Genomic DNA, 15,783 nt, shown 5'->3' with positions numbered 1-15,783 from the left:
GCAAATTACATACCTTTGTCGATTGTAATAGAAACCTTTTAGTAAAATAGCCGTACTATTATTTGCGAATTTTAATTAGTAACCCTGCTTTAATGAATTTGAAAAGAATTTTACTTTCTTTAATTTTATTGTTTTTTGTGTCCAATGGACATGCCACTATTTGGTATGTGGATAATGGAAATAATTCAGGAGTAAATACGCTAAGAGACCATGTTGAGATTAATTCTTCTGCAGGGGATACTGTCATTATTAATTATTCTGGAGGAATATTATTGACTTCGGCAATTACTATTGCCAACGACGACTTAACCATAATTGGTCCATACCCTACACATAATTCATTTGTAGGTGAGTATGGTGGTAACATTTTTGAAATCAACAATAAAACGGGGATAGTTATTAAAGGACTAGGCTTTAAACATATGGTTTCAGGAAATGATCTTAACCTTCGGGCCATTAAACTCACAGGAGCTTCAGAATTGTGGGTAGAAGATTGTTTGTTTGAAAATAACAAGCCTGTAAGTGGAAATGGTGGCGCTATTGCTGTAGAAGGAACTGCTGAATTGACGGTTTGGAATAGCTCTTTTTTTGGTAATGTAGCCACAAATAATGGTGGTGCTGTAGCTTTTGATAATGCGGATAATAAAGGGAATTTCTTTAATTGTACATTCCATAAAAATAATGCTGCAGGTGTTGGTGGAGCTGTATATATAGAATATGTTCCTGCGATTAATTCTATCCGGTTTATCAATAATACCTTTTACCAAAATCAAGCGAGTGATATTGAAAATGCAGGACATGCCATTTGGCTGAATGTGACCATTCAAGCGAATATTTTTTTCCCACATACCAGGTACGCTTTTTTTGAAAATAATATCATTGCGGAAAATTATGGCGCTACAGGTATAGGACAATACCAAGTTTACGTGCCTACCACGCTTACCTTGTTGTCTCTTTTATGGTACGATATCAATTTCTCTATTTATGCAGAAAATAATTACTACCTGTTTCAATCCGTTGCAGAAAAAGTGGTGTATGCTTTTGAAGGTAGTTTGATTAACGATTATACTGCTGTTGATAATTTTAGCGGGGCTGTAAATTCAAACCTTAGATCTACGCATGTAACTGATGGGTACGGTTTAAAATATTTCCCTATTATAGCTAGCGGTAGTCCCTTGATAAACACTGGAGATAATAACATATCCGCAGCTTCTCAAAATAGCCATACTTATGAAACTTCTGATCATGACGCTAGAAGAGCGCCAAGGGTATTAGACTTTGTGGTGGATATTGGTGCTGTAGAGTATACTTCGTTAAGGGTGACAAATGATTCTTCAGGAAATTCACCAGGATCTTTCAGACGTGCAATAAATAATTTGTCTGCTGCTGAACCTATAAATTACATAGCATTTGATTTGACACCAGGAAGCACTTCCATTGAAAAAAACAATTCTGGAAGCGTGGATTTTGATCAAACAGTTTATATAGATGGCTTTTCTCAAGATGGTTCTAAAATACCAGGACCGAGAACAGGTATAGGAGCAAGTGATGGTTTGGTTCCTGCTTCCGATTTAGTGATTATTAAAGCTGCTTCATCTAATCCCAGTAATTCAGGTGTTTACATTGAAAAACCTAACTCTGTGATAGCGGGACTAGAAATTATAAATTTTGATGGAAATGGAATAGGGACAGATGTTGGTGCTTCGAATGCCATTATTTTTGGAAATTATATTCATGGCAATACGGAAGCAGGGGTATTATTGAATTCAAGTTCTTCTCAATTGGGTGGTTTATTTCACTACCAACGAAATGTAATTTCGGACAATGGTTTTGATCATCCAAATGTCATAGTACCTTATATTGGAACCAATGTGCATTTGTCGAATACAGTTTCAGGTGCTAAAATTTATGGTAATATTATAGGTCTAGCGGGTAATGGAATTGATTCCTTAAATTTACAAAGAGTATCCAATAAACAAGCACATGGAATTTATACAGATGCCATTTCAGCTTGTGAAATGGGATCAGAAAAAATATTTGGGCAAAATACCATTGCAGGAAATGATGGTAGTGGGATATTGACAAAAACTGCTGGTTCAGATAATCGAATTGACAACAATCACATTGGTGTAGATTATATGGGGGAGACCATTTTCCCAAATTATAACGGTATTTCGCTGGAGACAGCAAGTAATGGGTATGGCATTGGTTCGAGAAAAGGAAATATTATTTCTGGAAATGAGGCAGTGGGTGTGCATATCAAAAATGGTAATGCTGTAAAAATGCATAACAACATTATTGGCGGAAATAAGAGTTTAGATAGTGATTTTGGGAATGATATTGGCATTTTAATTGATGGAACCTCTGGAAATACAAATATAAATAGAATAGGGGATGTGGACTATAGTATCGATTCTATGCGGAATATAATCGTAGGTAATGAATTAGGAATTCACCTTTCAGGATCAAATGTTCAAAATACAAGGATTATTGGTAATTTAATAGGCTTACCTTTTTACGACCAAAATTCAGTAATAGCCAATACAGTGGGGGTTAAAATTGATAATGGTGCCCACGATAATGTAATTGGTTTTACACCTGGTTCATCCGATTTAAATAGTATTAATTTTATTTCTGGAAATACCACAGGGGTATGGCTAGAAGGGAGTACAACAAATAATAACGCAATTTATTCGAATGTAATTGGTTCGGCATTAATCGCAGGAAACTATGTTGGAGTAGGTGTTAAGGCAAATAATACGGGGGTAAAAATTACAGACCTCTTATTAAGCAATACCATAGGAAGTAATACCGATTTGGTTCAGCAACTACAAATTCATCACCAAAATATAGGTATTCAAATTGACTCTTCCTATAACCAAAATATTTCAAATTCTTATATTGGAATTGATGTCAATGATCAGATGATTGGTAATAATATAGGAATATATGTGGATGAAAAATCTGATTTGATTTCTATTGGTAACTCAGGGATTAATAATGTTATTTCAGGTAATGACAGTGTTGGAATTTACTTGAATGGAACAACAAATGCTAAAATCGGTGGTAATTTAATCGGAACCAATATTTCGGGGAATAGTCCAAAAGGTAATTTGATTGGCATTGTATTAGAAGGAACTGATTATACCAGTATGGGTGATTTAACCAATACGATATCGGGTAATAAAACTGCCGTCAGTATCATCAATAATGCCGCACACACAACGGTGAAAAACAATTACATTGGTTTAAATTCTAGTGGCTTGGCGTTGATTTCTGGTAGTAAATATGGAATTGCAATCAATAATACAGACCAAGTAAATACTATTGGCGACAATATGTCCAATGCGAATTATATCACCGTAGATTCTGTTGGTATTGGTTTAAAAGATTCGAAAAACCAAATAGTGAAAGGGAATGTATTTGGTTATGATAAAAACAATATCATAAAACTAGGTAGTAGTGTGGGTACTGGGATTATTATTAAGGATTCAAAATTTAATAAAATTGGTGGTGACAATGCCGCGGAAAGAAATGTGATCGTCAATAGAAATATTGGTATTGTATTAAATGGAGCAGACACTAACCAAATTCAGTACACTTTTATGGGGGTCGATTATGACGGGCTTAATGGAGGTGGTCAAAATTTAAGAGGAGGAATTGTAGCGAGAACAAATGCTTCTGTGAATAATGCCATTGGACCATTCAACGTGTTTGGAGGTAGTAAGGTTGCTGTGTATCTGGGGGCAAATTCAAGTGAAAACAAATTATTCAAAAACTATTTTGGTACGGATACAACATTTACAAATTCATTTCAAAACGATACAGCACTAATTTTACTTGGTGCTTCAAATAATCAAATTGGGGGCATAGGAGATTCTGCAAATTATATATTGAATAACACTAACCCAATAATTCTTGCAGCAAATTCAAATAGTAATGTTTTAAAGCAAAATTACATTGGGGTAAAACCTGATGGTACTTTCGCCATTACTGGAGGAAGTAATGGCATTGTCATCAACAATTCATTTAACAATTTAATTGGTGGAACCGATTTAACAAGTCGTAATTATATCGCTAGAAATAATCAAAATGGAATTGTTGTCATTAATAATGCGAGTGGTAATTCCTTTCTAAGAAATGAAATTTATAACAATTCAGGATTAGGAATTAATATTGGTGCAGGGGGAAATAGTGCAACAGGTGTGACAGGTTTACAAGATGAATTACACACGCCAATCATTAATACTTCGTTTCCTTGTACACCTGGGGCTGATATTCAATTGGCTGTTCAATTGAATAATTTAAATATTGGTGATACTTACTATTTAGATGTTTATGCGAATCAAGGGCATGTTGATGGAACAGGTTTCGGCGAAGGAAAAAATTCGATTTTGTTGCAATCTTTTGTTGCAACTGCTTCTACAGAAATGCTAAATATTCCCTTAACTGCAGCTGCTGTTGCCCCATATATACTAACGGCAAACGACACTTCTTTTACCGCAATTTTAACATTAGGTTCAACGGGTAGTAGTTCTGAGTTTGGTAAAAATAGTATTGTGTTAGATGCACCAATAGATCCAATAATTGTGAATGAAAATGAAGTCTGTAAAGATGCAGCTGCAGGCGGTCGGATATTGGTCGATAATAGTGCAAACAGTGTATATACTTTTGACGTACTGATAGGTGGTGTTAATGGTGACTTTACTTCGCCAAATTATTTAAGAGATACTTTAGCACCTGGGAGTTATGCTGTGCAAATAAACTATAGTAATGGTTGCGTGTTTAACGCCGCGGCAAATAGTATTTTAACTCAAGGACCAACTTTTGAATCCTTGGTCTTAGATTTTGCAGATGATACTTGTGGATTGTCCACAGGAATGGTAACTATAGATACCACCAATTCCACTGCACCTGTTTTTAATGCCCCTTTTACTTATAGTATTGATGGATCTAATTTTGTAGCGGGTGCAAATTTCTCAAACTTAACCGCAAGTAGTTTGTTGGATGTAAAAGTAAAAGCCATTGTAAGTGGACAAACGTGTATTTCAGAAAATACAGTAACACATACAGTAAATGCTGCCGTGGTACCAAAAGCAAATTTAGATTTTGTGTACAGTACTTTTTGTGAAGATACGACTGGTTATGTCGTAAGTTTACCTGCATTTGCTCATCCAACGCTTACACAGTATTATTTAATTAACGCCTTATCTGGAACGTTTAACCCTGCAACAGGTCAATTAGTAAATGCAGCAGCAGGGGAGACTTATGAAATGTACTATGCTTATGGATCTTGTTCTTCGGATACCTTTACTGTTTATACCAACGACGTACCTAGTCCTAATTTTACATTCAACGATTTTTGTCAAAATGAGAGCAGTATTTCACCACTTTCCATTGTCTCTGCAGGTGGTACATTTAGCCTATACAATTCACCGAGTGGAACAAATGCAGTATTAAATAATGCAACGGGTGAATTAGTACCTTCACCAATTACCGCCGATTTAACAGTAGGTACTTATGAATTAATATACTTGACAAGTGATGCTATTTGTCCAAGAAGAGATACCAATGCCATTGAAATTTTCACGAAAGCGGTGAAGCCTATTTTGAGTGCAACGAACATCAATACTGGTTTAGATACTGCTTATTTCTGTCCTTCTACACCTGATGAAATATGGTCGACAAACACCAGTGCAAGTACAACATTTTTTAAGGACCCAACCACAGTTAACGACAGTGTGTATGTGCCGACTTTAACCCCAAACACTAATTATAATGTAAGTTATTTCAATACTGTGAATTATACGGTGCCAAGTACAAAAACTTGTCAGTCGGACACTGGAACTGTAAATATCAATGTATTTGATTTACCAGTAACACCAGTAATTGCTTATGGTGATACTTCTTATTGTTTTGGAGAAGCAATAGCTACATTGGCTGATACTTCTCAAGCCGTTAACACAAACTGGTTTTTAAACTCGGGGAGTAACTTAGTATCCAGTAACAATTCAACTTATGTTGTGGATACTGTAGGACACAATAACAATATTATTACTATTTACGCACAAGACTCCACTGGGACAGGTTGTGCCTCAGCGCAAGTAAGTGTTGAAATAGTGCTAAACCCTGAGGTTGCTGAGCCTGATGTGAATTTGACTTCAGACGGTACTTTAAACCCATCAAATGTGACCATCTGTTTGACCAGCGCCGACACTTTAATATCTAGTTTAGCAGCCGCAAATACTTTTTGGTATACCGTTTTAGGTACAGAGACAAATAGCAAGAATTACCCATTAGAATTTCCACAAAATACGGACACCACCTTGTATTATTTCGCGGATAAAGAATTTACAGCTGTAGAAACAAAAACTTGTTATTCCGATACAAACCATGTGGATATTCATACTAACTTCACACCAGTAACGCCAGTAATTGCCTATGGAGATACTGCTTATTGTTTTGGGGAAGCGATTGTTGCATTGACAGATACGGCACAATCGCACCATACCAATTGGTTTTTAAATACTACAACAGATTTAGTTTCAATTAACAATCCAAGTTATGTGGTGGATACAATAGGACATAATAACAACATTATTACCATTTACGCACAAGATTCAACAGCTACAGGATGTTTATCTGAAAGAGATACTGCTGAAATAATAATTTATCCAAAAGTTATAGCGCCTACTGTGAATGCCGTTATTGCAGGGGTAACTGATCCAGTTAGTCTAGATATTTGTCCAACCATTGACGATACTTTAATTGCCAGTACAGCTGCGTTAAAAACAAGTTGGTATACTGCCAATGCATCACCAGTAACCATGAAGTCTTATGTGCCTGACTATGCTGATAACTCGGATTCAGTTTTAAGTTATTATGCATTTGAAACATATTTAGACTTTGACGGTGTGACTTGTCATTCTGATACAAATACCATTAATATTCACACCTATTTTACACCAGTAATGCCAAATATTACAAATGGGGATACCGCATATTGTGCCCAGTCTGAAATTGTAGACTTAGGTAATGATGCCTTAGGAACCCATGCTATCAATTGGTTTGAAATTAATACCAGTAATCAAGTAGGACCAACAGGACCAACACATGCAATTTTAAATTATGCAGCAAATACTACTTTGGCTGTTTACGCCAGAGATTCTACCGGTCAAAGTTGTTATTCAGACACTGTAACTACCCAAATTGTTTTTCATGATGCAGTAGTTAAACCTAACTTATCTTTAAACACCGGTGCGGGAACATTAATGATTTCTTCGTGGGATGAAGTTACCATATGCCCACAAGATAATTTATTGGATACCATTTATGCCGATACAGATTCAACAGACACTTTTTGGTATTATGAGTATGCTGCTTCAAATGCCGACACAACCAATAAATTTATCAGTCAATTAGGAGGTAATTCTATTATTGATACGACATTAATTTATTATAGACAGGTAGTTTATCCTACAAGAATTTGTAGATCAGAGATTGATTCTATTCAACTACAAGTTTTGCCAACACCTGTAAAACCAAACTTAATAGATGTTGCTTATTGTGAATGGGAGACAGTGGATTTACTTTCAGTAATGAATGGAACCAATATTAAATGGTATGAAGGAACCGATTCTGTTTACAGTTTTACTTACCAACCAAAAATACAATTATTGCCATATACCAACAATACCATTCAAATATATGCCTTGGATTCAACTGGTATAACCACGTCTGATTTAGGTTGTGTTTCAACATTGGATACAGTAAATATTAGATATCATGCGGATCCGAATGCACCAATATTGACCTATTCAGGTGATGGGTCAATTGCTAACCCTGATACCTTGATTAATATTTGTCCAACTGTACCAGAATCTTTGATGGCAAATACACATCCTGATAGCACGTATTGGGCAACCCCTGTTACAATTGGTACGCCTGTAAATGGAACTAGCTATGGTTTAAATTCATTTGCGGAAGAATCAGATAATGTAATTCTTTATTTTGTCAGCATAAAATATGATGTTTATGGAGAGAAGATTTGTTATTCTGACACCAACAAAATTAATATACACACCTTTAAAACACCTGAACAGCCTATGGTATTGCAGGATACTGCTTATTGTTTTGGTGAAAATATTGCTGACTTATCAGTAGATCTTGTAGCGCCAGCAGTGAATAAAGTGGTGTATTATAATTCTCAGACCAGTGTAAATGATACCATCACAGTAAGTCCGTTTACTTATGTACTTCCTGTACCGACGAACTATAATAACTATACAATTGCAGTCAATGCTTTTGACTTTACAGGTGATGGCTGCTATTCTGATACCAGTGAAATAGATATTTCATTCCACGGGACACCAATTATGCCCATTGTTGAAACTGGTTTAGAAGGATTGATTCCTGCGAATGACTCCATAGCAGTTTGTCCAAATTCGAATGAGTTTGTGGTTTCAATTAATACGCACAAGGACAGTACTGCTTGGTATACTGATCCCAATATTAAAACGATAGATGTCGATTACGATTTAAATTTTGGAGACTTAACCGACAACACTTTATATTACTACAGTTTCGTTTCTCACAATACTAGTTCGGTACTACCATTAGTGTGTCAATCGGCAATCGATTCGGTTATCGTCCATACTTTCGAAACTTGGCAAACGCCAGTAATTATGGCAAATGGTTCCAATGTTGGTGGACAGATAGAATACTGCCAATACGAAAGCATTGATTTATTTGAATCGGCGGGAAGTAATACCTTAAACTGGTACCAAGTTGGTAATACACCGACTGGAGACAGTACTTTAGCGATTAGTTACGATATTCTTCAAGGGGCTTATTCTAATGGCACACAAATTATTGAATTAGTTAGTTACGATTCTACCGGTTACAATTGCAAGTCAGCGGAAGATACTACATTTATCAAATTGCATCCAAGACCAGATGAGCCAATACTTACCAGTAGTGTTTATGAATATTGCGAAGGTGAAAACATTCAAGATATCAATTCAAATGCAACTGCGAATAATTGGTTCGTAAATGATTCAACGATATTGGCCACCGATTTGTTAACAGCTGATTTTACACCACCCGCTTATTCATATGTTGATGATTCTACCATTACTTATTATGCGCAAGCAGAAAGTATTTATGGCTGTCAATCTTATTTCAGTGAAGTGGGCGTGACCTATCATCCAACCCCGGAATTGCCGAGTATGAACATTCCGCTTACTTCGCTTACGAATGAAGATACCATCATTTATTGCCCAGGTGAAAATTTAGATACATTGGTGTCAGCACTTGATTTATCTTGGTACCAACAAGCTTCAACAATATTAAGTGTCAATGATTCCTTTGCCATTACATTTAGCAATTTCCCCGTAGCTACTGTTAATAATTTATTTTATTTCTACACACAATCTTATGGTGCTACCTTTACTTGTAAGTCAGAATTAGGCAAGGTAAATGTCCAAATATATGATGAACCAGTTAAGCCCAAAATTGATAAAGATAATATTGATACAACCTATTGTGAAGGCGAAACTTTGTTTGATCAATTAACGGTTGTGGGTGCAACAGGTACAGGACATTGGTATGATGCCAATAATGATACTTTAATACATGATTTTGAATATGACATGTCGGGACCATTATTAGCGGATTCTATATATTATTATAGCTATACAGATGTGCATGGGTGTAATTCAATTCAAGTGCCGATTACTATTTATATGATTGAAAATCCAGAAAACCCGGTGATTTCTTCAAGCGATTCAGTGTATTGTAATTATGAAATAATTGATTCCTTAACTGTAGGTACAGGGGTAATGACTAATTGGTATTTTGGAGATACGACTGCTGCTAATTTATTAATAGCAGATACCGCTTATTATATTCCTTTAGAAGGAGCAGGTGATTATTATGCCTATACCATAGAAAATGGGTGTATATCGGAAGTAGATACTTTTAATATTTTTATTGAAGATATTGTTAATGCACCCGAAATTAGTAGCATGGAGACCACCTTTTGTTTAAATGTAAGTGCCGATACTATTTTCTTAGCTAATGGGGTGAATGGCTATTGGTTTGCCAACAGTAACTTTTTGGATACCCTTTCGGCAGACACAAACCATTATATGCCTATGGAAACATTTGATGAAGAAATTACCTATTATGTGAATTACATAGATGAAAGTATTGGTTGTTATTCCTTGTACGATAGCATTACTTTATACCATTATGCTTTTGGAGAGGTTAGCGCTGGCGAAAATCAAGAGTTATGTGCTGGGTATTATGCCGATTTAGAGGCGACAGGAGGAATACAATACTTGTGGTCTACTATGGATACTACCGCGGCAATTTCAGTTAACCCATTATATGATACTTATTATACGGTTAGCATTACAGATGTCAATAATTGTGTGAATTCGGATTCCTTATTGGTTCGTATCAAGTTACAAGCGGAGTGCGAAAATACAATTTATACCGCCTTTTCTCCGAATGGAGATGGGGTAAATGAAACTTGGGAAATTACAGGAATTGAAGGTTACACCAGTCCAACTGTTTATATTTTTAATAGATGGGGAGATCAAATTGCCAAGTTCGAAAATTACGATAATGTATACCAAGTTTGGGATGGCATTAACCAAAAAACACAAAAAGCAGTTGTTTTTGGAACCTATTATTACATTATAGAATCAGAAGGTAAAAAGGTCACAGATGGCTGGGTTGAAGTACTGAAATAAATGACAAAATTAATATACATATTATTTTTTATGGTCCTGTCCAATATCTCTTGGGGACAACAAGATGCTGTATATAGTCAGTATGCTTACAACCAATATGCCATTAATCCTGCCTATGCTGGGTCTAGAAGTTCTTTCAGTGGTGTAATATTGCACCGTAGTCAATGGGTGGGAATAAAAGATGCGCCAAGAGTTGAGTCTTTTACCATTCATTCTCCATTGAGTACTTCTTCTCTGGCTTATGGGGTTAATGTCAATAACGAAAGTGTAGGACCATTGAACAGCACTTCTGCGAATGTATCTTTAGGCTACCACATTCGCTTTAAAAAAGCCAAATTGAGTTTTGCTTTAAGAGGTGGGATCTATAACACCACATTAAATAGAGATTTATTGACGTTCAAAGAAAGTACCGACGTGTATAATGTTGGCGGCAAAGTCAGCTCCTTAGTACCCAATATTGATTTTGGTACTTATTTTTATACCAAAAGATTCTTTGTTGGTCTTTCTTTAAATCATTTGACCAATGAAAATATATCTTTTGATGCTTTTCCAAATAGCTCAAATTTGATACTGCAAACACACTTATACTTACACAGTGGTTATGTTTTTGATTTGGTGAGTAATATTAAAGTCAAGCCTACTATTTTAATTAAAGTGACGGAAGGCGCAAATTTAAATATGGACTTGGGGGTGAATTTTATGTTTTTGGAAAAGTTTTGGCTTGGTGCTTCTATCCGAAACAGCAGTAGTATTAATATCTTAACGGAATGGAATGTATTTGATTATTTAAGAGTTGGATATGCTTACGACTTTTCCATCAACAAATTAATGAAATATAATTCAGGGTCACACGAACTTTTTTTAGGGTTTGATTTTAACTTGAAAAATAGAAATATTAAAATTGTTTCTCCTAGATATTTATAAATGAAAATTGTACTCAGCTTATATATTATCCTCTTAATAGCTGCGTTTGGCTATGGTCAAGGGCATATTAAATTGGTAACCAATTATACTGGAGAAGTGCGTAAAATTCCTGGTATAAATACTTCTCAACAAGATTTTTCAGCAATATTACATGATGGAATGGTTTATTTTGCCTCTGCCAGAGAACCTAACATGATAAATTATCATGAAAATAATTGGAGTAACACCCACAAAATTAATATGTACAAAGGGGAAATAAAAAACATTAATCAGTTTTATGATGTCTCCACTTCCAATATTACCCCATTCTTTGAAATTCAAGACGAATACACACATGTAGGGCCAATTAGTTTTTCTGTGACAGGGGATTCTTTATTTTTCACCAAAGTCCCTAGAAAGCTAATTGATCGAAAAATTAGGGTGCTAAAACCGCAAATCTATCTTTTAAAAAGAGTGAATGGTATTTGGGAAAAAAACAGTCAATTATTACCTTTTAATAATCCACTATACTCTTTTGGCCATCCATATTTTGATTCTAAAACGCAAACTTTATATTTTTCTTCTAATAAAAAAGGAGGTAAAGGAGGAAAGGATATCTATCAAGTAGCTATAAAAGATGGACAATGGGAAGCACCAGTAGGTGTCAAAAATGTTAATACAACAGCCAATGAAGTGTTTCCATTCGTAGACCATGAAGGGACTATCTTCTTTTCTTCAGATAAAAACCAGGGAAAAGGAGGATTAGATGTATATTTTTTAGTGAAAAACACCTTAGAATCCTATAATGTGGAATACTTGAACAGCAGTGCGGATGATTTTGGCCTATTTATTTTCGAGAGTGGTAATTTTGGTTTTTTAAGTTCTAATCGTGATGGTAATGACGACCTATTTCTTATCTCAATAAAAAAGGAAAGAAATATTAAAAATGGTCTTTTTGGAAAATTAAAATATAGAAAACTAAATGAAAAAATAGAACAACCACTCACCGTTCATTTGTTAAATGAAAATAGAGAATCTATTCAAAACACCTTGGTAGATGAAAATGGAGAATTTGAATTTTTTGACTTGAAAAATGAAAGGGATTATATTGTAAAGGCAAAGTCTAAAACCGAATTGGAGTTGGTGATATACGACAATGAAGGAAATCCAGATGAGCGACTTTTGGCAGACGATAATGATGAGTTTATTTATCGTATGGTGGATATGAATGATATTGGAGATTTAAATCTATTGCAAATCCAAACAGATGGTACCGCAAAAATGGCTGGCAGATTTTTATACGAGGATAATATTCATAAAGATCCTGGTGTATTAACCGTAAACCTATTAGATGAAAATGGGCAAATTGCACATACGATACTAGCAGATTCTATGGGGTACTTTACTTTTAAAGATTTACCTGCCGATAAAAACTACATTATTCAATTGGAGGAAAAAAATAAGGCACTAACCCTAGTAATTTTTAATGAAACTAATAAAATTGTGGAGCGATTAAAAGATGATGGCTCTGGTAATTATTTGTTTAGAAAATTAAAAGTATTGAGAATCAACAGTGCTAAAAATAAAAACTATTTAAGGGAAGAAGCATTTACTTTTGGAACAGATTTTATTAACGGTGATTTTGATAAGAATGGAAATGATTTTATTTCGAATGAAGGTGTACAAGTTTTTGTCTATAACGAAAATAATGAACTGGTAGATACCATATTTGCAGATGCGAATGGAGAGTTTAAATATCGAAAATTAAGTGGAATAGAAAATTATATTTTTAAATTAAGTGAATTAGACGAGCAAATTGATATGAGTGCCTTTTCCTTAAAAATTGTAGATGAAAATGGGGACTTTCTTAAAGAGATCTTATCTAATAACTCAGGCGAATTTGAATATCGTTCTTTGGATTTCATCAATGTGAATTCAGCTGTTACTATGAATATTTTGGAGGAAGGTTCTTTTGACTTGTTTTCAGATTTAAATCAATATGGGGGACAATTAAAGAGAAAAGATGGGAAAAGTTTTCCTGTAGCAGGTATTCAAATCAATGTCTATGATAAAAACAATGTTTTACAGGTAACCAAATCGATAGACGCAGATGGAAGTTTTAATTTTGATGACCGAGAAGATATTGAAGGCTATAGATTTGAAATAATAAACGCACCAGCTGACTTAAATCTTGGAGACTTGTCTATCGCAATTAATGATTTTGATGGTGAGTTATTAACAGAAATTGTAGCTAATGAAAACGGAGAATTCGTCTTTAATAAACTAGATGCGATCCAGTCTAAAATTGATAAGATGTCGAACCTAGAGGAAAATTTTGAATTGATTTTCGAAATTTCAGGAAACTACGATTATGATGACAAAGAGGGATATTTTAAGAATAAATTAAAAGTGCTTGCTTATGATGGCAATGGTAATTTAATAGGAGAAGTGTACACAGATGAAAAAGGGCGTTTTGCTTTTAGGAAGTTGCCGGGTGTATCGAGCGTATTGTTTAAACTTGCCGACCTAGAAGAAAGCTATGATTTGAGTAAGTTTTCCTTATTTGTGGAGGGAGAAGATGGAAAACAATTGGCGAAATTGAGAAGTAGTGAAAAAGGATTTTTTGTTTACAAACCAATGGGATTTGCTACGCCGTTGCCATTGGAGTTAAAAGAACAAATGGATGAAAGTAATCACGACAAAATATTTGGTAATTCGGCATTAGATTTGAGCAGTGATATTGAATCTCTTTATTATGGGTCCAATAAAACCCAACCCAACTCTAGTGATTTAATTAAACTAGAGAAAATGTTGATTCTAATGGAAATTAATACCAATAGTACTTTAGAAATTAATTCCTATGCCGATTCTAGAGCTTCTGATAAGTATAATTTGATTCTTTCCGAAAGAAGAGGAGAGTGGATAAAAAGTTATTTGGTAGGCAAAGGTATCGGTGAAAATAGAATAGTTATTAACGCTTATGGGGAAGGTAAATTAGTAAACGATTGTGGCGACGGCGTAGATTGTTTAGATAAGTTACATGCATTAAACCGGCGATCAGAAGTAAGGTTAATTAATTAATCTTTAATCTAGCATTTGGCGTAATATCTTGTCCAACAAATTCCTTTTTTAAATATTTATAATAACCAGCAATAGCAATCATTCCAGCATTATCGGTACAATATTCAAAATTAGGAATAAAAGTTTCCCAATGTTCTTGTTTTCCAATTCTCTCTAATTCACTTCGCAACAAAGAATTTGCAGACACGCCACCAGCAATTGCAATGTTGGTGATGTTATTTGCTCTAGTAGCTTTTAGTAGGTTTTTAAACAATGTTTTAATAATCGTGTGTTGGTAAGATGCGCAAATATCAGCCTTGTTTTTTGTGATAAATTCAGGGTCTTTTACTAACTCTTTCTTTAAAAAATAAAGTAAACTAGTTTTTAAACCGCTAAAACTAAAATTATAACCTTCCAAATTAGCGATTGGAAAAGGGTAGGCTTTGGGATTGCCATTTTTAGCAAATTGATCAATTAATGGACCACCAGGATAAGGTAATCCCATTATTTTTGCCGCTTTATCAAATGCTTCTCCAGCAGCATCATCAATGGTTTCTCCTAATATTTCCATTTCAAAATAATCCTTTACCAATACAATTTGAGTATGGCCACCAGAAACAGTCAAACAAATAAAAGGAAATTGAGGATAACGATTGCTGTCATTTTGAATAAAATGTGCCAAAATATGTCCCTGCATATGGTTGACTTCTATCAAGGGAATGTCTAATGCTAAAGCCAAACTTTTAGAAAAACTAGTACCAACAATAAGAGAGCCTAACAAACCAGGGCCACGTGTAAAAGCGATTGCTGACAGTTCTTCTTTACTTACATTTGCTTCCTTTAATGCTGCTGCAACAACCGGAACAATGTTTTGTTGGTGTGCCCTAGAAGCTAGTTCAGGAACCACCCCGCCAAAAGATTCATGAACGGCCTGATTCGCAACAATATTTGAAATGATTTTTCCGTTTATGAGTACGGATGCTGATGTATCGTCACAGGAAGATTCTATTCCTAAAATTATGGTGCTATTATTGTTCAAATTAATTAATTTAGCGGAAAATAT

4 protein-coding genes are annotated in these 15,783 nt (G+C 34.7%); 3 read left to right on the top strand and 1 reads right to left on the bottom strand.

The window, feature by feature from the left end; genetic code table 11:
• Positions 1–92 precede the first annotated feature (92 nt).
• From DNU06_RS13960 to DNU06_RS13950, 3 genes are read left to right on the top strand one after another with little or no spacing between them, the layout of a single operon-like run.
• Positions 93–10,757: a T9SS type B sorting domain-containing protein gene (locus tag DNU06_RS13960; protein WP_111064114.1), complete on the top strand. Its 10,665-nt coding sequence runs from the start codon at positions 93–95 to the stop codon at positions 10,755–10,757.
• Positions 10,758–11,681, top strand: a complete 924-nt coding sequence (locus DNU06_RS13955; RefSeq protein ID WP_111064113.1) for a PorP/SprF family type IX secretion system membrane protein — start codon at positions 10,758–10,760, stop codon at positions 11,679–11,681.
• Positions 11,682–14,741: an OmpA family protein gene (locus tag DNU06_RS13950; protein ID WP_111064112.1), complete on the top strand. Its 3,060-nt coding sequence runs from the start codon at positions 11,682–11,684 to the stop codon at positions 14,739–14,741.
• Here DNU06_RS13950 and tsaD read toward each other — a convergent pair.
• Positions 14,734–15,759: a tRNA (adenosine(37)-N6)-threonylcarbamoyltransferase complex transferase subunit TsaD gene (gene tsaD, locus DNU06_RS13945; RefSeq protein WP_111064111.1), complete on the bottom strand. Its 1,026-nt coding sequence runs from the start codon at positions 15,757–15,759 to the stop codon at positions 14,734–14,736. The two genes, DNU06_RS13950 and tsaD, sit on opposite strands and share 8 nt — an antisense overlap.
• Positions 15,760–15,783 lie beyond the last annotated feature (24 nt).

This window comes from Putridiphycobacter roseus, from assembly GCF_003234935.1.
In the GTDB taxonomy this organism is placed as follows: domain Bacteria; phylum Bacteroidota; class Bacteroidia; order Flavobacteriales_D; family Crocinitomicaceae; genus Putridiphycobacter; species Putridiphycobacter roseus.
The sequence above is the reverse complement of the archived record's forward strand: the minus strand, read 5'-3'. Positions and strand labels throughout refer to the sequence as shown.